Below are 21,707 nucleotides of genomic sequence, written 5' to 3'. Positions count from 1 at the left end.
GCCACCTGCACGGTGAACTGCCCCATGGGCACGGAAGACGATGTAGCCGAGTTTCAGCAACGCCCGGTTGCTTGACTTGCCCGGATGTCGTGCGTGCCCCCGGCGGGGGTGGATGCGGAGCCTGGCGGCGTGCCGGGTCGGTCAGCGTGTGCATCATGGGCAAGACCCTCGCCACCTGGTCCGAAGCCCTGCGGACGGAGCCGCCGGTAAGCGCCGCCGCGGTCGTGGTCGCGCGGCCCGGTTCAGGAGGCGAGGTGGCAGGATGACACGGTGTCCGACTCTCTGCGTGAACCGTGGCTGCGCGGCATCGCCTTCAATCCGGCGGCGCCCTCCGACGTACTGGTACGCCTGTTGGATCGAGCGGCTGGTGAGGCCGGACTGCTGATGTGCGAGGGTCGTGACCTGCCTGACGCCGTCATCGACGCGGCCCTGCGCCATCCGGACGGAGTTATCCGCCGCGCGCTCGCCCGCAATCGGTACGTCGACCCGGCGCGGCTCGCGCCCTTGGCGACGGACCCGTCGGGGCTCGTCCGCGCGTGGCTCGCCAGTGGCCCCCGTCACCACCCCCAATGGGTCCGACCGCTGCCGGAGGACATCCTCGTGACCCTCCTCACTGCTCAGGACGGGGGCGAGGACGGCAAGGTCACCGCGAACGAGATCATCGCGGAGCTCGATTCGTCCCGGCAGATCCCGCTGTCCTTCTTCCGTTCCATGGCCGGCCGCGAGCGCCCCGAACTGCGGATAGTGGCCACCTGGAGGTGGGAGTCGCTCACCCCGGCGCAGCGGGCGGCGCTGCTCGACGATCCAGACCCCGCGGTCCGTGAGGCGGCGCAGGACAGGAACTGGTCGCTGGACCCGGAACGGGTGGAGGCCATGCTGCCGTCCTTCGGTTCGCGCAACGAATTCGTGTTCGCCACGTGCGCCCTGTCCCCCGCGCTCGTCGAGCAGTGCTTCGCGGACGGCACGGTGCACCCCCTGGCCCGGAACGAGCTCACCCCGGCCTACGCCGTCGCCCGGCTCGCCCGCCACCCCGAGGCGGAGGTCCGCGCGTTGATCGCCGCCCGGCCCGACGTGGGACCGGACCTGGTGGCGGAGTTGAGGGAGGACTCGGACGAGGACGTGCGGATGTGCGCGCGCCTCCACCCCTTCCCCCGCACCTGGGCCGAGTACTGGGCGATCCGCCGGGTCATCGGGCACGGCCCTGACTGCACCTGCCCGATCACCGAGCCGTTTTCCGAGTCGAATACTGAGCCGGCCGTCGGGCCGTCGCCCCACTGGTTCGCCGCCTGTGCGGTGTCCGAGGAACCGGTGCTCCGCCGGGTTGCGGCAAGTTGGCCGGGCCTGTCGGCGGAGCTCACCGAGACGCTCGCGCAGGACGACGACGAGGAGGTGAGGATCCGGCTGGCCTGCCACCACCCGCTCGCTCCGCCGCACCTCCTCCTGGACGTCTTCGTCACCCGCCCGGCCCACCGTCCGCACCTGCTGACCCTGCCCGCGTTCCCCCGCACCGGCCGGACCCACCTCATCGACCACCCGGATCCCGAGGTACGGGCTCTGGCCGCAGCCGATCCAGCCTTGCCCGACCCCCCGCTGGAGGACCCCGACGCGTCGGTGCGCCGGGCAGCGGCCGCCAACCCGAGCCTGTCACAGGAAGCCCTTGAGACCTTCCTCGCCGACCCCCGTATCGCCGAGGGCGCTGCGGCCAATCCGGCCCTCCCCGTTCCGCGTATGCACGCACTACTCGACCACTGCCTGAACGGCACCGCCACCCCGCCGGGGGCCGTCCAGCGCTGACGGACGACGCCCACGTAGCGATCACAGGTATGGCACCCTCCGTGGACCATCGACTGACGTCAACACACCAGACACGCGTTTCCAAATTTATTTCCCCACCCAGGTGTTCACGTAATTCCCCAGGTGGTGCAGCGGTTCAGCGGTCGATACACCGCGCAGCCTGAGGTGGCGGGGCACCCGTGGTCAGGATGTGGTTGACGACCGGGAGTGCCTCAGCCAGGGGCAGGGTGTCCTGGTTGGGATACTCGTCGTGTTGCCCGTTCGCCAGGATGAAGCCGTTACTCGAGCCGGTCGCGCCTGGGTCCACCGCGTGTTGGGCGGGCTCGTCTTCGCCGTCCATCAGCATGACCATGGCTCGCGCGGTGTTGCTGGTGAAAGCGAACGACCGGCCGGTCGAACTGGTCAGCCGTATCTCGAGTTGCCCGGTGCTGATCCGTTCCCGCAGCACCTCGAGGACCGCCGCCGCTGAAGCCGGCGCGGTGCCGTCGCTGAAGACCCAGGACTCGACCATGTGATCCGATCTCGGTAGGAACTACGCGCTACTGATAACGGGGACTGGCGATTCCCACTCCCTGGGACGCCACGGGATGAGGACAGTCATCGCGGGTCCCTCGCGAGGCTTGTGGAGAGCCGGGTGCGGTGCAAAGTCGCATGCCCGGTTCGGGAAGCGGCTCCGGGGAACGGACCGGTCGAAAGACGGGCACCGCGCCCCGGGCCGACTTCACCAGCCGCCGCGGCATTTGCCTCCCCGGCGATCCCTGTCCCGTTCCTGTACGCCGCCGCTTTGCAGCCCAAGCGCCCTCCTGGATGGCGCCGTTCACCGGCATGGACCCCCGTCGCTTCGGCAGGCTGGCAGCGATGGTGCGCCGCGCAGGTGCCGGGGTGACGCGCTGGGGTCGTCCGTGACGCCTGTCCTTCGAGAACCGGGGGCTGCTCGTGTTGCCGTTGGCGACGAACCGTGGCTTTCTGCCCTGCGCCGACCCCTCTACGGGCCATCAGCTTGTCGGTGACTGCGTGTGCCGCGACCTGCGCGGTACTCGCGTATCAGCACGCGAAGGGCTGCAACGACGGGTGTCGTGGGAGAGGCGCGGAGCAGGGTCGCGCCCTTCGCCTCGATCTGGCGCAGCCGGAGTTCGTTCAGGGTGACGAGGGCGCGGACAAGCGCCTTGCCGTGCGGTTGCACAAGATCTACGAGCGGGCGTGACGCCACCAGCCCGCGACGGACGAGGTCGGCTTGCTGCCGCACGAGGGGCTCGATGCGGGCTGGTGGTGCGCCGGCAAGGAGGTCCTCGCGCGTGAGGCCGTGCTGGGCAAGGGAGTCTTCCGGGATCCCGGGACGTCCGGCACGGAGGTCCTCGGCCAAATCCTCCAGGAAGTCCAGGCGCTGGCTTGCTTCGATGAAGGTACGGCATCCGGCCAAGTAGTCCTCGGACGGCTCAGAGAGCAGGCATGCGATCAGCATGAAGGCGGGATGCGAGTAGGAGTCGACATAGTGCTGAAAGTCGGCCTCGGTGGCGAAGCTCTCCCACGTGACTTCTGCAGGGGCGCCGGCGAGGAAGCGCTCGGTGTGATCCCGCAGATGCGGGTGCCGTTGGATCGTGTGGAGGAGGGTCCGCAGAACCGGCTGGTCTGCTGTGCCGCTGTCCAGGGCGTTGTGTACGTGGCTGTCCCAGTCGGCAAGTGCTGTGAGGCGCTCGTGAAGCGGGCCGTTGTCGAGGAGATCGTCACTGTGGTGCATGAACGCCGTAGCGCAGATGACGTCGGGGACAAGAGCCGCTGGCAGCAGGAGGCGTACGGCGACGTACTCGGCCCTGGCGAAGCGGGCCACCAGCCGACGATGCTCGGTGTAATCGCGGCGCAGCAGGGTGTCCGTGATGCCTGCCTGGTCGAGGGTCTGAGACCACGTGGGCATGATGGTGTGGTTCCTCCGAGTGGTGGTCTGTGCGGTGCTGCCGGCTGCGTCAGAGGCGTGACGCCGCGCGCGCCGCTCGAAGGAGCAGGGCCGGCCGGGTGAGGACTCGTGGGTGTGAGCGCATGTGCACCACGTGCATGAAGGCGGCATTGATGTGCGGATCCATGACAGATGCTGTCATGAGTTTGTCGCCGGCCCATCGGGCGAGCCGGTATCTGGGCGGATGGGGCCTGTCACGTGGGGCTGGGCGAGGCCGGCGGTCGTCGACAACTGCCGGGTCGCGTCGACGACCGGCGCGAAGGTGCGCCGAGACCTCGTCCCAACCACCGAACGCCGGTACGGGGACACTACCTTGCCCGGTGATCGCGCCCGCGACGGGATGCTCCGGTGCCGGACTCGGAGCCGGCCGGGCGAGCAGCGCTTCTTCCGCTGGAAGAAGCGCTGACCATGGCACCCGGCAGCAGCCGCGCGGACGAGGACGACCATCACGCTGACCGGAACTCCGCAACAGGCACCGGCGGAGCCTCCCCAGCGCGAGGCCGCAAGTGGCGCAGGATCTCCACCCCCGGAGCGGGAGCGGTGATGCCTGACGTCCCGCCCGTCAGCCGCCGGGCAGGCAACCCGAAGCGCCTGGGCGGCGTCCCTTCCAGACGTGATCGACAACATCGGCCCGGCCGCATACGACAACCCGGACGACTCGGAAGAAGTCAGGCCCGGGCCGCTCTGGCGCCATGCCGTGTGGGTGGTGGCTGTCACGGCTGTCGGTGTCGGACTCGGCTGGACAACCGGCCTGTTCCGCATCGGCCCCGAGGAATACGGTCTGCCCAGCGCCGCCCCTGGCCCTCTGCTGCCGTATCTGGCCGCCTGGACCGTGACCGGTCTCGCCGCGGCCACCGTGCTGCGGGCCGCCGCCGCCAGAGTGCCGGTCCACGCACCGGAGACGATCGCCCTCGGCGTCACCTGGCTCGGGACCCGGCTGTCGCTCGGCTGGCGCCCCGAGTGGCCGATGCTGGCCCTCATGGCGGCCGTCGCGCTGACGGCGGCCGCCGGGTGGAGCCTCATGGCGCTTGGCCCCGGTTCCGGCGCCATGAACCCCCGACCCTAGGCGGATGCGAAGCCACCGCGTAACGGCAGCGTGAAGCGAGAAAGCAGGGCGCGCAGCGTCCCCGTCGACCGGCTGCCGGGCCCCGGTGCGTGAGAGCACGCAGCGCTCGGTCCGGGCCGCAGCGGCCCGGACCACCGGGCGACGCAGGTTCTGGCTCAACTTTCCACGGTGGGGCTGTCGAAGCGTGCCGCGCCGGCGAATGCACGCGAACACCCTTGACCCATCCCGTCACCTCCAACCGACCCGCTGGACACCAAGACTGTGCTGACCTGTCGGCGGGCGCGCAACCACGGGCTGCGGTATGACGGCGGGCCGCGTGCGGAGGGGGAGATGCTGCTGGATGCGCCAGGTCGCCACGGCCCGAGGACTCGGGACACACCCCGGCCCCGGCCGATCCAGCCTCTCAAAGAAGCGCAGCACACGACTGGTTTCGTTCGTCCGCACCTGTGTTGCGCCATCACGTTGCAGGCAAGTCGGCCCCGGGCTCGTGGGTCGCGGGCATCAAGCAGCTGCTCGCCACACGGCAACCCTGGCGATCACAGCCCACTACCGCAACGGGCACGAGATCTGGGTTCTGCGAACTGCTTGGGCTTCGCCGTTGTTCGCCTCAGCCGGCCTGGGCTCCGTGCGTGTCCGCGATCTTCGGCCGTCACGGCGGTCTGTTGTGCCGCGCGGGGCGCCCGTGCTCTTGCCGCGCCCCCGAGCCGGCGCCGGGTTTGGTGTCAGTGCCAGCCGAAACGGCGGTCCACGACCGCCGCGAACTCCTCCAGGGTCAGTACCGCGTCCCCGTTCTGGTCGGCGGCGTCGAACAGTGCCGAGGAGGCATCGGCGTCCCCCAGGCCCCAGAACGGCAGATCCCCGGACGCGGCCAGGTGCGGGCCCTTCGTGCGCAGGGCAGTGATCACCTCCTCGCGGGTCAGGGTCCCGTTCTTGTCCAGGTCGAGTGCCTCGAACAGCTTGCGGGCCTTGTCACTCATCACGTCGTACTCGTCCCTTTCACCGATGGGCGGGCCGGCCCACCCGCTCACCGGCACAAACGCCTCCCCTCCCGTCCGGGTTCCCGTTTGGCTGCCGCACGCCGTCGCGCCCACGGCCGGCCGCCGCATCTTCCACCCCGCGGCCGCCCTCGCCGGTGCGCCAAGGCCCCGTCGCCATCGCCGTCGGCCTGCTCGCCCGGCTCGAGGATCTGCCGTAGCGCGACGGCGACCGCACATAGCGCGCTTCGAAGGCAGGCTGGCTGCAGCAGAGATTCCGGCCTCGCCGCCTCAGCTGGGCCTCAGAGGATCGACACCAGGCTCTTTGTTACGGGTGCGTGTTGCCTTTGCATGTTGCTCGCCTTTGTCGAGGGACATACGTCACCGGCGGTGGGTCTGGACACCCGATGGGGGGTGTCAGGCCCTGGCCGGCATCGGTGGCCGGGTCAGGCGACCGGGCTCACACCGGCGTCCCCGGCCGTCTTGTCTGCAGTCGTGTCGTTCTCGTCCTGTGCCCCGGAGGCTGTGGGCAGCTGCGGCGCGGGCGGAGTGCGGACCAGCAGCGCGACGAGCACGGCCAGCGCGCCCAGCACCGCGCTGACACCGAACCCCCACCGGACACCCACGGCCAGCGCGCCGGTGGCGCTCGCGCCATCGGCTGCTGCCGCGGCGGCAGCCTGCCCCGACATGACGCTGACGACCAGCGCGGTGCCGGCCGCGGCCGCGACCTGTTGCAGCGAGCCGAGGATGGCCGAGCCGTGCGGGTAGAGGTGCGGCGGCAGCACGGACAGGCCGGAGGTGAAGACCGGGGTGAAGATGAACGCCAAGCCGGCGCTCAGGGTCACGTGCAGGGCGAGCACCAGCCACGGCGAGGTCTGCTCGCCCACGAGGGCGAACAGTGCCAGGCACAACGCGGTCACCACGGCGCCGGGCACGACCAGACGTGGCGCGCCGAGCCGGTCGTAGAGCTTGCCGACCTGCGGCCCGAGCAGGCCCATCGCCAGGCCACCGGGCATGAGCAGCAGCCCGGTCTGCAGCGAGGTCAGGCCACGCACGTCCTGCAGGTACATCGGCAGCATGATGAACGCGCCCATCAGCGCCATGAACGACAGGCATATCAGGCCGAGTGTCACGGAGAAATGCCGGAATGTCAGGGTGCGCAGGTCCAGCAGCGGAGCGGAGGAGCGTTGCAGCGAGAGCTGCCGCCACATGAACAGGCCCACCAGCAGGGCACCAGCCAGGGTCGTGGCCAGCGGCGGTACCGGGGCCTGGGCGGCGTTGCCGGCGCCGAGCCCGCTCAGGCCGTAGACGAGGGCACCGAAGCCCAGTGCTGCCAGGAGGACGGACGGCCAGTCGATCGGGCTGATGCGCGGCTCACCGATGTTGACCAGCTTGCGCAGGCCGAAGACGGCCATGGCCCCGGCGATCGGCAGCACCGCCAGGAACAGCAGCCGCCACGACCCGAGCTGCAGCAGCACACCCGAGACCGCCGGGCCCAGGGCCGGTGCGACGGAGATGACGAGGGTGACGTTGCCCATGACCCGGCCGCGGTCCTGCGCGGGTACGAGGGTCATCAGCGTCGTCATGAGCAGCGGCATCATGACGGCGGTGCCGCTGGCTTGGATCACTCGGGCGGCCAGCAGCACGCCGAAGGCGGGGGCGGCCGCGGCGAGGGCCGTGCCGGTGAGGAACAGTGCCATGGCCAGGCCGAAGGCACTGCGGGTCGAGACGCGCTGGAGGAACCAGCCCGTCACCGGGATGACGACGGCCATGGTGAGCATGAACGCCGTTGACAGCCACCCCGCGGCCGTTGCGGTGACCTCGAACTCGCGCATGAGCCGCGGGATCGCGTTGACCATGATCGTCTCGTTGAGGAGGACGACGAAGGTCGACAGCACGAGGATCCGCAGCACGACGGTGACGTGCGTGGGTGACAGCGTGGGCGCTGCGTGTGGCTGGGACATGGTGCCTTCCGTCATAGGGGAGTCCTGCGCAGGTGGTGGGTCACACCGATAGACCGCGGCGGTGTTCAGAACTCATCGAGGATGCCCGATCCTCTCCGGGACCACTGACAACGATCAAACCAATTTGCCGACGCTGATCGGTATGTGGTCCGCGTCACGGCCGCGGTCCCACCTGGACCGACCCGGAATGAACACATTTACGCCCTCTTCTTTCCGCTTGCATCAAGTGTCCCGGCCCATCAGTACGCGGCAGGAGCCCGCCCCCGTTCTCCGCGGATCCCGGGCCGGCGTAACCGGCCCGTTCGTCACCGCGCCGACGAGGCTCTGGGACGTTCCCGGGGAGGGCTGAACTGCAAGATTCATCTGACTGGTGAGGGCGGGCGCCGTCCGCTTGCGTTCGTCATCACGCCCGGCCACTGGGGTGATGCCCCGCAGTTGTCCCGCGCCCTGGTGGCGGACGCCCACGTACCCGGCCCGATCATCTCGGGGGCGACTAATAGTCGCTTCACCTCTGCGCTGCCGGGACGCGGCCGGTCCGCCGACGGGGCGACTGATCGCCGACCGGGCCCTGGCGGCTGTGCAAGGCCATGGCCGACGGTGTGATCAGAAGGGTTCTCGACCGACCTTTGCGGGCCGCTCCCGCGGGCAAACCGCATGGACAACTCGCCTTTTCTCCCCGTAGGTTCCGCGAGCGTCCGCCGCTCGGGTGGATGTCGCACACCTGTGGGGGGTTGTCTTTCATGTCCACGTTTCCTGTGTTCACGCCCAGACCCGAGTTCCGGGTGCCGGTGCCGACCGGGCTTGCTGCGGCGACCTGTGTGCTGCTCGGCCTGGCCATGCTGGCCGACGTGTTCGCGGTCGTCACGGGGGCGCAGTACTACCGCCTTTGGAGCGGTTTCGGCGAGGAGGGGTTCCATACGGTCGGCCTCGGGGAGGTGGAGGGAGTCGAGCGCCTCTACAGCATCGCGGGAGTGATCCAGACCATCACCTTCCTGATGTGCGCGATCGTGTTCATCCTCTGGTTCCGGCAGATGCGGGAGAACGCCGAGCTCTTCGCGCCCGACGCTCACAGCAAGGCTCGGCACTGGGTGGTGTGGGGCTGGATCCTGCCGGTCGTCTCTTTCTGGTTCCCGCGCCGCATCACCCTGGACATCTGGACGGCGAGCGAGTTGCGGCGCGACGTGCCCGACGCACCGCGCACGCCGGTGACCATCGTCAATGTGTGGTGGACGGTGTGGGTCTGCGACATGATGCTGACCCATCTGGCCTCCCGCTACTACACGCGTGCCGAGGAGGCGGATGCGGTCAAGGAGGCCGTGGGACTGACGATGGTCGCCGACGTCCTCGACATCGCCGCCGGTGTGCTTGCCATCTTCGTCGTGCGCAGGCTCACCCGGATGCAACTGCGCAGGGCGACGTGGACCGGCCACGACAGCCCGGCCGAAGCTTCCGAACAGCCCGCGTAGGCCGTGTCGGCCAGGACCACGCGCGCCGTACAAGCTCGCTCGGACGCCTTCGGCACCCTCGTTGCCCGCACCACATGTCCAGACGCAGCACATGCCGGCCCAGCCACCTGGGCAGCTCCTTGAGAAACACGGTCTCCTCGCTCACGCACGGGATCCAGCAGCCATAGCCGTCGCTCGGTGCGGCCGCAGTGCGGGAGGTTCGCTCGTCAGCGTCGCCGCGCTCGAGCCGGTGGCTCGCCGCGCCCCGGGCGCGGCGCTGCTCCTCGGCGGCCTCCTACACCGTTGCCGGGCAGCACGGGGGAGGCGGTGCGCAGCAGCTTCAGGGCTGCCGTCTGGTCGGTGCGGCTGTTTCTGAGGATCGCATCGCACTGCACGTGACGCACTTGGTGACCAGGGGCCCGGGCCCGGGCGACCACGCCCGGCTGTGATGACGGCCGTGCCGGACCGTACCGTCCGCCTGAACCGAGGATCATTCCCCCGCTGCTGGACCTCCGCCTCTGATACGACTTGGTGTGGAGCGGGCGGGACGGGAGGAGCCGGGACATGTCGGAGTACCAGCACTATCAGTTCGCGGTCGACGCGCCCATGAGCGACGAGCAGCTCGCGGAGATCCGTGCGTTGACGACGCGCGCCCGCCTGACCCGGCACAGCTTCGTGAACACGTACGGCTGGGGCGACTTCAAAGGGCACCCCCCGACATTGGTGGAGACCCACTACGACGCCCACCTGTACTTCGCGAACTGGGGCACCCGGCAGGTGATCCTGCGGTGGCCCGCAACCGCCCTTCCCCTGGCCATCGCCGACACCTACTGCGCCGGCCCTTCAGCGGCCGGCCGCGAGGGCAGCGGCTACGTCCTGATCACCCTGGGGTCCGACCCCGAGGGCGCGCCGGAGGACTTCATCGACCTCTTCGACCCCGATGACGACGGCGACGACATGGGCGACCAGTGGCTGCCCTCCATCACCCGATCCCGCCACCTGGTTGCCGAGGGCGACCTGCGCCTGCTCTACCTCGCCTGGCTGCTGTGCCTGCACAACGGCGAACTCGACGACGACGACCTCGAGCCCCCGGTGCCGCCGGGCCTGGCCGACCTGCCCGAGCCACTGGACGACCTGGCCACGTTCCTGCGCATCGACGAGGACCTCATCGCGGCCGCCGCCCAGCACTCATCCCACCCCGAACCCCCTCCCTCCCTCGCGGCCCACCGGGCCTGGATCGCCACCCTCGACGCGGGCGAGAAGGACGATGCCCTCGCCCAACTGCTCCACGACGGCGATCCCCAGATCCTGCGCGGGCTGCGCCGCCGCTTCCGGGACATCCGACCGGCCACCGGCCCCCACCCGGCACCCCGAACGGTCGCTGACCTCCGAGCCGCTGTTCCCGCCCAGAGGGCGATCAGGATCGCGGCCGAGGAACGGCAGGAAGCCGAAGAACGGGAACGGGAAGCCCGCGAAGCACGCCAGGCCCAGGACCGACGTCTGGCCGACTTCCAGCACGACCCCGAAGCCGCCTGGGAACGGGTGGGAGAACTGCTCGCCCAGCGGGCGACCAGCCGCTACCCGGAGATCGTCCGCCTCTTGGGCGACCTTGCCGCACTGGCCGACCGGGACGGCGCCACCAGCGCATTCACCGAGCGGTACGCCCACTTCATCACCACGCACCGGACGAAGAAGGCCCTGATGCGCGCGCTGCGAGCCCAGGGACCGGCCTGCGCCGCGCTCATCGCCCTCACTCCTGCGCCGGACTGAGCAACCCCGCGGGATGTCCCACCGACACCCTGCGGTCAGGGGTTCTTGTAGCCGCGATCGGGATCGCGGGCCGCGTCGGAGTGGAAGGCAGTGAACCATTCCTGGGGCTCGAGGTTGACCATGCCCAGTGCCTGGTTGATCTCGTTGCCGCTGTCTTCGACGCCGTCGAGGGCCGGGGCGAACAGCATCAGTACGTCGTGGTCCTCTTTACCGACCACCAATGTGAGCAGATGGAGGCTGGCCAGCGCTGATGCTTCGCGTAGGTGTCCGCTTCGAAGACCCGTTCTCTTCCGCGCGGATGACCCGGCATTCTGGCAGCGCCGGAGAGGCAGGCAGGAACCGGGGGAAGGGATGAGGCCATGGTCTCAGGTGCCGAAATCAGTGCCGTGGCGAAAGCCAGCACAGGGGTTGTGTCAGCGCTCCGCGGCCTCTCTGGTTCATCGCCTGTGTGGCCGGATGTCCGGGAAGCACTCATGGAACTGCATGTCATTCTCGATGAGTGGTGTGAGGTCGCAGAGGAGACCAACGCGGTTGTTCGGCGGACTCCAGCGAGTTCCACACAGTGATCATGAAGTTACCGTGGGTGCGTTGCGTGGGCGGCCGCGATCACCGCGCCAGATGATCGAAATCCCCCAGGCAGACCCTCGCCCCGCCGGCTCGCTCAGCCGCGGGACAGCTGGGAGTGGCCGGGAACCGCTGGTACGGTGCGGCGCCGAGATCGCCAGAAAGAGTGAACATGCGGCACAGGTTGCCGTCGGCGTGCCGAAGGCCTCTCGGAGAGAGCGGCTGTGCAGAGCCCTGTGCGCTGATGGCCGCCGGCTCTGAGGCTCCCGGCGCATCCCGGCCCGGCCTGGGGCTGGAGCCCGTTGGTGGCACACCGTCACGGCAGGCAGGGCGGCGGGGCTTTCGCGTAGCGCTCGAGGCCGACGGCCTCGACTCGGCGGGAGGGCAGGGGAAACCCGCAGCGTACCGACCAAGAAGTAGGCCCTGGCCGCAGGGCTTCTTGATGGCCGCGCGGAACACAACCGGGAGATGGCGATCGCCTGCGGCCAAGACCAGCCGGCCTGTGCCGCTTTCGAGGAAGACGCGACGGATCGAGACGGGCGACAGTTGAAGGTGAAAGTGGCATCCGTGAGGGAACGGGCCCCAAGAGGGCTGTCCGCGCGGTGAATTCGATAACGACTCCCGATTCTTTGAGGAATCCGCCTTTCTGATTGTGAAAGGCCAGGTCAGGGGCGTGCTATCGGTAGCGATTACCAACATCATTGCAGCCTTTGCGTGAACTCCTGTTGTGCGCTTCACTGCACAGCTGAAAGGCCGGGAATTCGCATGCGAGGGGGAAATGATGGGTGCGGGGCATGGCCACGGCGGTTCGCACGGCCACGACCACAGTCATTCAGTGACGGGGGAATCGGACAAAAAGTGGCTCTCGATCGCACTGGCCCTGATCGTCGGGTTCATGTCGGTCGAGGTCGTCATCGGGGTGGTGGCCAAGTCCCTGGCCCTCATCTCCGACGCCGCCCACATGCTGACCGATGCCGTCTCGATCGTCCTCGCGCTCGTGGCGATGCGGATAGCCAAGCGGCCTGCCAAGGGCAGTTACACCTACGGCCTCAAGCGAGTGGAGATCCTCTCCGCCCAGGCGAACGGCCTCTCCCTGATTCTGCTGGGCGCATGGCTGACCTTTGAAGCCGTCGAGCGTCTGATCCATCCTCCCGAGGTCAAGGGCGGGCTCATGCTCGCCACCGCCCTCGCGGGAGTCGCCGTCAATGTGGCCGCCACATGGTGCATCTCCCGTGCCAACCGTTCCTCGCTCAACGTCGAGGGCGCCTACCAGCACATCCTCAACGACCTGTTCGCCTTCATCGGCACCGCCCTCGCGGCCCTCGTCGTCCTCACCACGGGCTTCGCGCGCGCCGACGGCGTTGCCACGCTCATCGTCGTCGCCCTCATGTTCAAGGCCGGGTACGGCCTGCTCCGCGACTCGGGGAAGATCTTCCTCGAAGCCGCACCCGCTCATGTCGATCCTGACCGGCTCGGCGACAAGCTGGCGGCCCAGCCGCGGGTGAGGGAGATTCACGACCTGCACATCTGGCAGATCACCTCCGAAGAGGCTGCCCTGTCCGCGCATGTGCTCGTCGAGCCCGGCGGTGACTGCCACGCCGTACGACGCCGCCTGGAGGATCTCGTCCGCCGCGACCACGGCATTGCGCACACCACCCTCCAGGTGGACCACCAGCCCGAGGTCCTCCTCCAAGTGGGCGCCCGTGACGGCGCGCTGGGTGCGGCAGTGCACTGTGCCCACCCGCACGGCCGGGTCCACCGCGCCGGCCCGCATGACCACTAGGGCGTGTTGCGAAAGTAGCGCCGTCCGCCCGGAGGGCGGGGCCCGCGGCGTCTGGTGCGTGCGATCGCAAGGCGGTGGGGGCACCTCCCAGGCGCAGCTCTGGGGGAGACCATCCTCGTACTGGACGTACTCGGATGAGTCCGACAACGCAGCGTGGGGGCACCTCCCGTGCCCGAAGGGCTACGGGGGAGGGCGTGCCAGGCGTCGTGGGCCAGGCGGGACTTTCGCGACACGCCCTAGGCCACGCCTTCTGCGCCGAGCGGCTCGCCGCACCCCCTGGGCCGGCGACCGGGCCACAATCATTCAGGCTTCTCTGAATTCAGGAATCCATGTATTGTTTATGTCGTGCTGAATCTCGTGACCGACATCGAGGTGCTGGCCCGCTTCGGACGGGCTCTCGCCGATCCGATCCGTTGCCGGCTGCTTCTCGCGCTGCGCGCGGCCCCTGCCTATCCGTCAGACCTGGCGGACGCGATCGGTATCTCCCGCACCCGCCTGTCGAATCATCTGGCGTGTCTGCGCGACTGCGGCCTGGTCGTGGCGGTACCCGAGGGCCGCCGCACGCGATACGAGCTCGCCGACCCCCGCCTCGGGCACGCGCTGGACGACCTGCGGGAGGCCGTGGTGGCGGTCGCCGCGGACAGCACCTGCCCGGATGCCGAGGAGAAGGGCTGCTGCTGATGGCCGCACAGGTGTCGCTCGGCCCGACTCCCGCGCGCCGGGAGGTTCTGGCGCGGAGGATACGGCTGTTGGCAGCGGCCACCATCTCGTACAACGTGATCGAGGCGGTCGTCGCGATCACTGCGGGGTCGATCGCCTCCTCCGCGGCACTCGTGGGCTTCGGTCTGGACTCCGTCATCGAGGTCTCCTCGGCGGCAGCGGTGGCCTGGCAGTTCTCCGCACGCGAACACGCCGTACGAGAAGCGCGGGAGAGAAAGGCGCTGCGGATCATCGCCGTGTCGTTCTTCGCGCTCGCCGCCTTCGTCACGGTGGACGCGATCCGCGCGCTCACGGGCAGCGGAGAAGCAGAGTCGTCGATACCCGGCATCGTGCTCGCGGCCCTGTCCCTGGCGGTCATGCCGTTTCTGTCCCTGACGCAGCGCCGGGCCGGCCGGGAGCTGGGGTCGGTGTCGGCGGTCGCGGACTCCAAGCAGACCTTGCTGTGCACCTACCTCTCGGCCGTGCTGCTGGTGGGCCTCGTGGCCAACGCGACGCTTCACTGGTCGTGGGCCGACCCCATCGCCGCACTGGTGATCGCCGCCATCGCGGTCAAGGAAGGCATCGAGGCGTGGCGCGGCGACGGATGCTGCGCACCCGCCGGCCTCAGCGCGATAGCGGCAGGCGACAAGCCTGCCGAAGAAGCCGACGCCTGCGGCTGCTCTCCGGGGTGCGCCTGCTGCAACTGACCTGACACCGCTGCGAGCGCAGCGGAATGTGGGCTTGAGGGCCCGTCAACTTCACAAGGGGGATTGTGCACGGCCCCCTGAGCGCCACCGAACAGCTCAGGGGGCTTTGACGTGCGCTGTGCGCACGAGAGGTTGCCGGCACGACCACCGGCGGCCTCTACCGGGCCGGCACCGCGGCCCGGCTCTCACTCGACTTCTGTTTGCGCCCTGCTGAGGAGCATCCATGGCAATGCCCGGCACCACCGCAACCGACCAGCCAACGCCCGTGAACAGCGGGCTGGCACGCAAACGCTGGCTCGCGCTGGCCGCGCCCGTCTTCGGCCTGATGATCGTGGGTCTGGACGCGACCATCCTCACCGTCGCCCTGCCGACGCTGGCGAACGAACTCGAGGCGACGACAACAGAACTGCAGTGGTTCACCGACGGCTACACCCTTCCCTTCGCGGGCCTGCTGCTGCCGCTCGGCGTGCTGGGGGACCGGATCGGCCGCCGCCTGGTTCTGATCGGCGGACTGCTGCTGTTCGGAGTCGGTTCGGCGATGGTCATGGCGGTCGACAGCCCCGACGGGCTGATCGTCGCCCGCGTGATCATGGGCGCCGGCGCCGCCGCCATCACTCCCTTGGCGTTGTCGATCGTGCCGCTGATGTTCCCGCCGCATGAGCGTTCCAAGGCGATGGCCATCGCCACCGCCGGCTTCGCGCTCGGACTGCCGCTCGGCCCGCTCGCCGGCGGATGGCTGCTGAGCAACTATTGGTGGGGCTCGATCTTCCTGATCAACATCCCCGTCGTGATCGTCGCCGTGATCGGGATCATCCTGTTCGTGCCGGAGTCCCGCGACCCGAACGCCAAGCGGCTCGACCTCATCGGCGCCGCCCTGTCCCTGATCGGTGTGTCCGCGTTCGTCTACGGCGTCATCGAGGTACCGAACGCGGGCTGGAGCGACCCCACCGTCCTCATCACCATGATCGGCGGCCTGGTTCTGCTGGGCCTGCTGCTGGTGTGGCTGCGCCGCTGTGCCAACCCGCTCGTGAACCTCGGCTTCTTCCGCAACGCCCGCTACACCTGGTCCAGCGTCGCCATCTCCGCGGTGATGTTCATCCTGTTCGGTGTGCTGTTCGTGGTCCCGCAGTTCCTGCAGCAGGTCCAGGGCAAGGACGCCATGGACACCGGCCTGCACCTGCTGCCCATGATCGGTGCCCTGATCGTCGCGGCCGCCGTCGGCGGCAGGCTGGTCGGCCGCATCGGCACCAAGGTGATCGTCGCCGTCGGCATGGTCTTCTGGGTCGCGGGCCTTGGCCTGCTGGCCACGGTGGATCCCGACACCGACTTCACCGTCACCGGAACCGCGCTCGCCATCATGGGCCTGGCCCTCGGCTTCACCATGCCCACCACGCTGGATGCCATCCTCAGCTCCCTGCCCGCCGACCAGGTCGGGGCAGGCTCCGCGCTGGCCAACAGCATGCGCCAGATCGGCGCCTCGGTCGGAGTCGCGGTCCTCGGCAGCTCACTGAACTCCGCCTACCGCAACAACGTGGACGGCGACATTCCCGCTGTCCTGCCCGGCCAGGCTCAGGAGGCGATCAGGGACAACGTGGCCGGCGCGCTCCAGGTGGCGGAGAAGCTCCCGGCCGCGCAGGCGGGTTCCCTCGCCGATGCGGCGCGGGACGCGTTCGTGGCCGGCATGTCGACGGTGTCGTGGATCTGCGCCGGCCTTGCCGCGGTCACCGCGGTCGTCGTGGTGGCCCTGTTGCCGGCCCGGGACGAGACGCCCCTGCCGGCCGAATCGCCCGAGGAAGCGGCGCAGGCAGGGGCGGCCACCTCGTAACAAGGCGCCTGGTCGTACCCGCCCGTGCTGGGCACGGCCAGGCGGGCGCGGCACGGTTTCCATCCCCCGTGCCGTGCCGCGCCCCACCACTGCCGGGCCGGCGCCCCCGTCCGGCCCGGCAGTCCGGTTCAACCAAGCAGCAGGGAACATCCAGCAGGCAGTGCGAGGGGGTGCGCGCCCCGATACGGGCGCGCACCCCCTCGCACGGTGGTCGCTGCCGCACGCAGCGGTCAGCTGGTCTGATGCTCCTTCTCCAGTGTCTCCTTCAGGCGCTGGAGGGTGACCTTCATCGTCTGGCGGTTATGGGTGGCGCGGTCGTGGATGCCGCTGACCTTGGGGCCGATGAAGTGCATGAACCAGCCGCGCTGGTCGATCCACGTCTCGGTGACCTTGGTCGCCTGGCCGAAGTTGAGCGGCTCGAAGCGGTAGCTCCAGATCGCGACGCGCAGACCCACGCCGCGGGAGAGGAAGGCGAACCGCTCGCCCGGCTCGGCCGCGGTCACGGTGCACTGGGTCGACCAGGGCCGCTTGGCGGAGCGGTTGTGACCGGTGAACTTCATGCCCGGCCGCACCCCGGGGGCCAGGCCGTCGTTCTTGACGTCGGCGCCGGTGCACTCGGGGCTCCAGCGGCCCATGTCGGCCACGTTCGTCACCGCCGCGTACACGACGCTCGGCGGCACAGCGATCTCTATGGACTCGGAGACTCTCGCGTCCATCGGCAACCCTTCTCGAAGACGTTCTCGGCTCAACAAAAAAGCCCTCACGCGGAGGGCGGTCATCGGCAGATCCAGGTACACGCCGCGGCCAGTACGCCGGCGGCCATGAGGACGGCTGGAGCGACAGCAACAGCGCACGCCATACAGAAGACGGCCGAAGAAGTCAGGGAGCTGCAACATCGGCGGTTGGACAGCAGATGCCGGCGACGGGCGGCCACCGGGCAACCGGCCCCCGCATCAGGCTCGGGACTCTTGTCGTGGGCCATCCGCGCCAGCGCGCTGGCCGTGGTGTGGCGCCCGCACTTCAGGCGGGCGGCGCAGTCGGCCCGCATCTCGATCAGACCGTGGAAGCGCTCAGCGAAGCGGACCGAGAACGGCCGCTTGGGCAGCGCCGCGCACAAGGCATCACTGAGCTGCGTCAGGAGATGGTGCCGCTGCCGCAGATGGGCGTGCTCGTGGGCGAGCACGGAGTCGACCTCTTCCCGGCTGAACTCGGCAAGGACGACGTCGGAGATGACGGCATGACCACCCCTGGGCCCTGGAACGCTGTAGGCGAGTGGCTGACGGCTGGGCAGTACCACCGCCGGCAGGTGCTGGATCCTGCGGCCGAACAGCCCGAGCAGGGTCAGATGCCGCTTTCGGCGCTGGGAGCCCTGCCGGTGGATCCTCACGTAGGCATGAGCAACGCGCAGGACGAAGACCCACGCGATCACCACGGCCGTGAGGCCGGCCGACAGGTTCAGCGCCTGGTGCTGTAAGGACACATGCGGAGGCGAGACCAGCACATAGGTGGCGCACAGCAGCGCCGTGAGTGCGCCGACGCAGCCGGCCAGCCACAGGCACAGCGCGGCGCAGGGGGCCCGGTAGGGCCATTTTCCATGGGTGACCGCGGCAAAGACCACGGTCATCAGCAGGACGGATAACAACACAAGGCAGAGCGCATCCACGTAACCCCCCAGTCACACAGGTCCACTTGTTCGCATCCGCAGGGCCGGCTTCCTCCCCAGGGAGCCGGTGCCGCCCGGCTTTGCCGGCGGCGTGCGCGGGTCCTACGTCAATCCCGCGTGTCACGCTCCTTCTCGCCGAGGGTCTCGGCGAGTGCGGCGCGGGCTTCGGGGCTGATGACGTCGACGAACCGGAGCATCGCCTCGTGCTCGTCGCCGGCGATCCCCAGTGCGTCGGTCATGAGCTCGGTGAACATCTCCTCCCGTGTGGCGACCGCGCTGAAGCGGTGCGCACGGGCCTGGGAGTCCTGGGTGACCAGGCCCTTGCGGGCCAGGCGCTGCAGCGTGGTCATGACCGTCGTGTACGCCAACTGGCGGCCCGCCAGTGCCTCATGGACCTCGCGCACGGTCTGCGGTTCGTCGGACTGCCACAGGCAGTCCAGCACCGCTCGCTCGAGGTCACCCAGTCTCGCCATGGCGAGCAGCATAGAACATCGGCCGATCCTTGACTATCCGCGTAGTACTACTGCAATAGTAGGTCGCGCCGTGGTCGGGCCTCACCGCCGACGCCAGGCCGCGTGCTGCAGTTTCTTGCTGCTCACATCCAAGGGGGATTTCATGGAACTCGCTGCCATGCTCGGCTGTCCGGACACTGCCTTCCGCCAGCCGATGAGCGAGTGGGAAGCCTCGGTCACCGCCGCCCTGCGCGGCTCGTTCGCCGAGCACGCCGAGCACAACGCCTTCTACCGCGCCCAGTGCGATGCCGCCGGTGTGAAGGCCGACGACATCACCACCCTTGCCGACGTGGTGAAGATCCCGCTGCTGCCGGTGCGCATGTTCAAGCAGCCCGACGCCCACGTCCTGATGACCGCCCCGCTGACCGACGTCGAGCTGGAGATCCGCTCCACCGGCACCGGCGGCGTCCCGAGCGTCGCCCGCCGCGACATCACCACGGTCAGCCGCGTGATGACCGCGATCTTCGCCCAGTACCGGGAGTTCTTCCAGGTCGGCAAGGGAGCGGGCCTGTTCCTGTGCCCGTCGACGGCCGAGACGCCGGAGATGGGCATGGTCAAGGCGTTCAACGTCCTCAACGGCCTGCTCGACGACCACGCCTACATCGTGCGCGACTACGCCTTCGACCCCGAGGAAGCGCTCAGCCAGCTCGACAAGTGGGAGGAGTCGATGACGCGGCACATCATCGGCCCGCCGTTCCTCGTCGGCCGGCTCCTGCGCTACCTGGAGCTGGAGGACGTCACCCTCAAGCTCGATGCCGAGTCGCTGGTCATCACCCTCGGCGGCTGGAAGCGCTACACCGGCGAGTCCATCAGCCGCGAGGAGTTCAACGCCAAGATCGAGAAGTACCTGGGCATTCCCGCGGACCGGGTCCGCGACATGTACGGCATGATCGAGTCGAACATGCTGGCCATGGAGTGCGAGCACCACCGCAAGCACGTGCCGCCGTGGTCCTACATCTCGATTCGCGACGTCGAGAACACCGACGTCGAACTCGCCCCCGGCAAGACCGGCGTCATCGCCCTGCTGGACGCGCTGTCCACCGGCTACCCCGCGTTCATCCTCAGCGAGGACGTCGGCGAGGTCGACCACACCCCCTGCCCGTGCGGCCGCACCGGCCAGACGGTGTCCTTCCGCCGCCGCCTGCAGGGCGCCGAACTCGGCTGCTGCGCGGTGAGCATCGAGAAGTTCATCGACAGCCAGGAGATCGTCGCCGAGTGCGAGGTCCCCACCGCCGCGCCGGTGGAGGGCTGAGACCGATGCCGCGCTACAGCCCGACCGTGGTGGACCACTTCACCAACCCGCGCAACGCCGGCGAGCTCGACAACCCGGATGTGAAGGCGTTCATCGGCAACCCGGTGTGCGGTGACCAGATCATGCTCACCGCCCGCATCAGCGACGGCGCCGTTGAGGAGATCCGCTTCCGCGCCCACGGCTGCGCCGCCTCACTGGCCACCGCCAGCGTCATCACCGAAGCCGCCCTGGGCAGCAAGCTCGCCGAGATCGAGACGTGGGACGACGAGCGGGTCGAGGCGATGCTCGGCGGGCTCGCCCCCGACCAGCGGCACGTCGCCGCGCTGGGCCGGCAGGTGGCGCACCGCCTGGTGACCAACCACCGGGAGGGAGTGGACGATGACGCACCCCTCATCTGTGCCTAGTCCGTCCCCGCCCACCGTGGGCGGAACGGGCATCTACCTCGACCACGCGGCCACCAGCCCCGTCTGCCCGGAAGCGGTCGACGCGGTCCTGCGCGGCATGACCATCACCGGGAACCCCTCCAGCCGGCACGACGCCGGCGACGAGGCCAAGGAAGCCCTCGACTCCTCCCGCACCCAGCTGGCCGCGCTCCTGGACTGCACGGCCGACGATGTGGTCTTCACCGGCGGCGGGTCGGAGGCCGACGCGCTCGCCGTGTGCGGCACCGTCCTGGCCGCCCAGGGCCGGCGCCCCGTACACCTCATCACGACGGCGATCGAGCACTCCGCCGTCCTCGAATCGTGCGCCATGGCCCGCGAACTCGGGGCAGAGGTCACGATCCTGCGGCCCGATGCACGCGGCTGGATCGACCCCGAGGACGTGCGCCGCGCGCTGCGGCCGAACACCGTGCTCGTCTCCGTGATGCACGCCAACAACGAGACCGGTGTCCTCCAGCCGGTCGCCGACATCGCCGACATCGCCCACGACGCCGGCGCCCTGATGCACACCGACGCGGTGCAGACCGCCGGCAAGGTGAGCCTCGCCGGCCTCGGCGCCGACCTGGTGTCGGTCTCGGCGCACAAGTTCTACGGCCCCAAGGGCGTCGGCGCCCTCAAAGTCGCCCCAGGGGTGCACTTGGCGCCGCTGATCCGCGGCGGCAGCCAGGAACGCGGCCTGCGCGCCGGCACGGAGAACGTGCCCGGAGTGCTCGGCATGGCCGCAGCCGCGACCGCGGCCCTCAGGCATCTGGACGACGAAGCGTTCCAGGCACACCGCCACGCCCTGCGCACGACGCTGCTCAAGGGCCTTGAGGAGGCGGGCGACGTCACCGTCAACGGCGAGGGCGCGCCCTGCCTGCCGGAGACACTGAACGTGTCCTTCACCGGCATACGCGGCGACACCCTCGTCGACGTGCTCGCCGTCCACGGCATCTGCGTCTCGGCCGGCTCCGCCTGCCACGCCGGCAGCGACGAGCCCTCCCACGTGCTCACCGCGATGGGCATCCCCGCCCAACGCGCCCGCTCCTCGGTCCGGTTCAGCCCCGGCCGCACCAGCACCCTGGACGCGGTCACGGCGGCGGCCGGGCGGACCGTCGAGGTCGTCGGCAAGCTGCGGGCGCTCGGCCCGGCCGACGCGCCGCAGCAGACCCACGCCTAGGTCGTGTCTGACACATAGCGCCGTCCGCCCGCAGGGCGGGGCGTGCGGCGTCCGGTGCGTGCAATCGCAAGGCGGTGGGGGCACCTCCCAGGCGCAGCTCTGGGGGAGATCATCCGCGTACTGGACGTACGTGGATGAC

General features: G+C 69.5%; 19 protein-coding genes and 1 pseudogene. 12 read left to right on the top strand and 8 right to left on the bottom strand.

What is annotated here, in order from left to right; all coding sequences use genetic code 11:
- Positions 1 to 270 precede the first annotated feature (270 nt).
- Positions 271 to 1,794, top strand: coding sequence for a hypothetical protein (locus ACZ6ZQ_RS31060; RefSeq protein ID WP_469771846.1), 1,524 nt, complete (start codon positions 271 to 273; stop codon positions 1,792 to 1,794).
- 136 nt (positions 1,795 to 1,930) lie between these two features.
- Here the strand turns inward: ACZ6ZQ_RS31060 and ACZ6ZQ_RS31055 are convergent, their stop codons facing one another.
- Together ACZ6ZQ_RS31055 and ACZ6ZQ_RS31050 are read right to left on the bottom strand one after the other, a co-directional pair.
- On the bottom strand, positions 1,931 to 2,305 hold the full coding sequence (locus ACZ6ZQ_RS31055; protein WP_469771845.1) for a hypothetical protein: 375 nt from the start codon (positions 2,303 to 2,305) through the stop codon (positions 1,931 to 1,933).
- A 474-nt stretch (positions 2,306 to 2,779) separates the two neighbouring features.
- Positions 2,780 to 3,622: a squalene/phytoene synthase family protein gene (locus ACZ6ZQ_RS31050; protein WP_469771844.1), complete on the bottom strand. Its 843-nt coding sequence runs from the start codon at positions 3,620 to 3,622 to the stop codon at positions 2,780 to 2,782.
- 739 nt (positions 3,623 to 4,361) lie between these two features.
- Here ACZ6ZQ_RS31050 and ACZ6ZQ_RS31045 point away from each other — a divergent pair.
- A complete protein-coding gene (locus tag ACZ6ZQ_RS31045; RefSeq protein ID WP_469771893.1) occupies positions 4,362 to 4,811 on the top strand; it encodes a hypothetical protein in 450 nt (149 codons plus the stop codon).
- Between the two features lie 722 nt (positions 4,812 to 5,533).
- Here the strand turns inward: ACZ6ZQ_RS31045 and ACZ6ZQ_RS31040 are convergent.
- A complete protein-coding gene (locus tag ACZ6ZQ_RS31040; protein ID WP_469771892.1) occupies positions 5,534 to 5,788 on the bottom strand; it encodes an EF-hand domain-containing protein in 255 nt (84 codons plus the stop codon).
- Between the two features lie 443 nt (positions 5,789 to 6,231).
- Positions 6,232 to 7,749, bottom strand: coding sequence for a DHA2 family efflux MFS transporter permease subunit (locus ACZ6ZQ_RS31035; RefSeq protein ID WP_469771843.1), 1,518 nt, complete (start codon positions 7,747 to 7,749; stop codon positions 6,232 to 6,234).
- Between the two features lie 234 nt (positions 7,750 to 7,983).
- On the opposite strand from ACZ6ZQ_RS31035, the pseudogene ACZ6ZQ_RS31030 reads away from it, so the two are divergent.
- The 3 genes and pseudogenes from ACZ6ZQ_RS31030 to ACZ6ZQ_RS31020 all read left to right on the top strand — a co-directional run.
- Positions 7,984 to 8,243 (top strand): annotated as a pseudogene (locus ACZ6ZQ_RS31030) (IS5/IS1182 family transposase); the annotation flags it as partial.
- A 246-nt stretch (positions 8,244 to 8,489) separates the two neighbouring features.
- On the top strand, positions 8,490 to 9,215 hold the full coding sequence (locus ACZ6ZQ_RS31025; protein WP_469771842.1) for a DUF4328 domain-containing protein: 726 nt from the start codon (positions 8,490 to 8,492) through the stop codon (positions 9,213 to 9,215).
- A 543-nt stretch (positions 9,216 to 9,758) separates the two neighbouring features.
- Positions 9,759 to 10,964 carry a hypothetical protein gene (locus ACZ6ZQ_RS31020; RefSeq protein ID WP_469771841.1) on the top strand — a complete coding sequence of 402 codons (1,206 nt, stop codon included), beginning with the start codon at positions 9,759 to 9,761 and terminating at the stop codon, positions 10,962 to 10,964.
- 35 nt (positions 10,965 to 10,999) lie between these two features.
- On the opposite strand, the gene ACZ6ZQ_RS31015 is transcribed toward ACZ6ZQ_RS31020, so the two are convergent.
- Positions 11,000 to 11,182, bottom strand: coding sequence for a hypothetical protein (locus ACZ6ZQ_RS31015; RefSeq protein ID WP_469771840.1), 183 nt, complete (start codon positions 11,180 to 11,182; stop codon positions 11,000 to 11,002).
- A gap of 1,127 nt (positions 11,183 to 12,309) precedes the next feature.
- On the opposite strand from ACZ6ZQ_RS31015, the gene ACZ6ZQ_RS31010 reads away from it, so the two are divergent.
- The 4 genes from ACZ6ZQ_RS31010 to ACZ6ZQ_RS30995 all read left to right on the top strand — a co-directional run bounded on the left by ACZ6ZQ_RS31010 (position 12,310) and on the right by ACZ6ZQ_RS30995 (position 16,542).
- A complete protein-coding gene (locus ACZ6ZQ_RS31010; protein ID WP_469771839.1) occupies positions 12,310 to 13,311 on the top strand; it encodes a cation diffusion facilitator family transporter in 1,002 nt (333 codons plus the stop codon).
- Between the two features lie 345 nt (positions 13,312 to 13,656).
- Positions 13,657 to 13,992, top strand: a complete 336-nt coding sequence (locus tag ACZ6ZQ_RS31005) for an ArsR/SmtB family transcription factor (RefSeq protein WP_469771838.1) — start codon at positions 13,657 to 13,659, stop codon at positions 13,990 to 13,992.
- Positions 13,992 to 14,717, top strand: a complete 726-nt coding sequence (locus tag ACZ6ZQ_RS31000; RefSeq protein ID WP_469771837.1) for a cation efflux transmembrane domain-containing protein — start codon at positions 13,992 to 13,994, stop codon at positions 14,715 to 14,717. Before ACZ6ZQ_RS31005 ends, ACZ6ZQ_RS31000 begins: the two co-directional genes overlap by 1 nt.
- 223 nt (positions 14,718 to 14,940) lie before the next feature.
- Positions 14,941 to 16,542 (top strand): DHA2 family efflux MFS transporter permease subunit, encoded by a 1,602-nt coding sequence (locus ACZ6ZQ_RS30995; RefSeq protein ID WP_469771836.1) that lies wholly within the window; start codon positions 14,941 to 14,943, stop codon positions 16,540 to 16,542.
- Between the two features lie 230 nt (positions 16,543 to 16,772).
- On the opposite strand, the gene ACZ6ZQ_RS30990 is transcribed toward ACZ6ZQ_RS30995, so the two are convergent.
- The 3 genes from ACZ6ZQ_RS30990 to ACZ6ZQ_RS30980 form a co-directional block, all read right to left on the bottom strand.
- On the bottom strand, positions 16,773 to 17,258 hold the full coding sequence (locus ACZ6ZQ_RS30990) for an SRPBCC family protein (protein WP_469771835.1): 486 nt from the start codon (positions 17,256 to 17,258) through the stop codon (positions 16,773 to 16,775).
- A gap of 59 nt (positions 17,259 to 17,317) precedes the next feature.
- Complete coding sequence (locus tag ACZ6ZQ_RS30985) at positions 17,318 to 18,166, bottom strand: M56 family metallopeptidase (protein WP_469771834.1); 849 nt, start codon at positions 18,164 to 18,166, stop codon at positions 17,318 to 17,320.
- 146 nt (positions 18,167 to 18,312) lie between these two features.
- Positions 18,313 to 18,678 carry a BlaI/MecI/CopY family transcriptional regulator gene (locus tag ACZ6ZQ_RS30980; RefSeq protein WP_469771833.1) on the bottom strand — a complete coding sequence of 122 codons (366 nt, stop codon included), beginning with the start codon at positions 18,676 to 18,678 and terminating at the stop codon, positions 18,313 to 18,315.
- A 142-nt stretch (positions 18,679 to 18,820) separates the two neighbouring features.
- Here ACZ6ZQ_RS30980 and ACZ6ZQ_RS30975 point away from each other — a divergent pair, with 142 nt between their 5' ends.
- The 3 genes from ACZ6ZQ_RS30975 to ACZ6ZQ_RS30965 are packed head-to-tail and all read left to right on the top strand — an operon-like array spanning position 18,821 to position 21,568.
- Complete coding sequence (locus ACZ6ZQ_RS30975; RefSeq protein WP_469771832.1) at positions 18,821 to 19,969, top strand: LuxE/PaaK family acyltransferase; 1,149 nt, start codon at positions 18,821 to 18,823, stop codon at positions 19,967 to 19,969.
- Between the two features lie 5 nt (positions 19,970 to 19,974).
- Complete coding sequence (locus ACZ6ZQ_RS30970) at positions 19,975 to 20,373, top strand: iron-sulfur cluster assembly scaffold protein (RefSeq protein WP_469771831.1); 399 nt, start codon at positions 19,975 to 19,977, stop codon at positions 20,371 to 20,373.
- Positions 20,366 to 21,568, top strand: a complete 1,203-nt coding sequence (locus tag ACZ6ZQ_RS30965) for a cysteine desulfurase family protein (protein WP_469771830.1) — start codon at positions 20,366 to 20,368, stop codon at positions 21,566 to 21,568. Before ACZ6ZQ_RS30970 ends, ACZ6ZQ_RS30965 begins: the two co-directional genes overlap by 8 nt.
- Positions 21,569 to 21,707: the final 139 nt, after the last annotated feature.

The sequence above is a fragment of the Streptomyces sp. NPDC053673 genome (assembly GCF_055585225.1).
The sequence above is the reverse complement of the archived record's forward strand: the minus strand, read 5'-3'. Positions and strand labels throughout refer to the sequence as shown.

Excerpts from the sequence above, each read along its gene's own strand:
- ACZ6ZQ_RS30970 (WP_469771831.1), top strand. The coding sequence starts at position 19,975 with ATGCCGCGCTACAGCCCGACCGTGGTGGACCACTTCACCAACCCGCGC.
- ACZ6ZQ_RS31020 (WP_469771841.1), top strand. The coding sequence starts at position 9,759 with ATGTCGGAGTACCAGCACTATCAGTTCGCGGTCGACGCGCCCATGAGC.
- ACZ6ZQ_RS30980 (WP_469771833.1), bottom strand. The coding sequence starts at position 18,678 with ATGGCGAGACTGGGTGACCTCGAGCGAGCGGTGCTGGACTGCCTGTGG.
- ACZ6ZQ_RS31035 (WP_469771843.1), bottom strand. The coding sequence starts at position 7,749 with ATGTCCCAGCCACACGCAGCGCCCACGCTGTCACCCACGCACGTCACC.
- ACZ6ZQ_RS30990 (WP_469771835.1), bottom strand. The coding sequence starts at position 17,258 with ATGGACGCGAGAGTCTCCGAGTCCATAGAGATCGCTGTGCCGCCGAGC.
- ACZ6ZQ_RS30975 (WP_469771832.1), top strand. The coding sequence starts at position 18,821 with ATGGAACTCGCTGCCATGCTCGGCTGTCCGGACACTGCCTTCCGCCAG.
- ACZ6ZQ_RS30995 (WP_469771836.1), top strand. The coding sequence starts at position 14,941 with ATGGCAATGCCCGGCACCACCGCAACCGACCAGCCAACGCCCGTGAAC.
- ACZ6ZQ_RS31055 (WP_469771845.1), bottom strand. The coding sequence starts at position 2,305 with ATGGTCGAGTCCTGGGTCTTCAGCGACGGCACCGCGCCGGCTTCAGCG.
- ACZ6ZQ_RS31000 (WP_469771837.1), top strand. The coding sequence starts at position 13,992 with ATGGCCGCACAGGTGTCGCTCGGCCCGACTCCCGCGCGCCGGGAGGTT.
- ACZ6ZQ_RS30985 (WP_469771834.1), bottom strand. The coding sequence starts at position 18,166 with ATGACCGTGGTCTTTGCCGCGGTCACCCATGGAAAATGGCCCTACCGG.
- ACZ6ZQ_RS31025 (WP_469771842.1), top strand. The coding sequence starts at position 8,490 with ATGTCCACGTTTCCTGTGTTCACGCCCAGACCCGAGTTCCGGGTGCCG.
- ACZ6ZQ_RS31040 (WP_469771892.1), bottom strand. The coding sequence starts at position 5,788 with ATGAGTGACAAGGCCCGCAAGCTGTTCGAGGCACTCGACCTGGACAAG.
- ACZ6ZQ_RS31010 (WP_469771839.1), top strand. The coding sequence starts at position 12,310 with ATGGGTGCGGGGCATGGCCACGGCGGTTCGCACGGCCACGACCACAGT.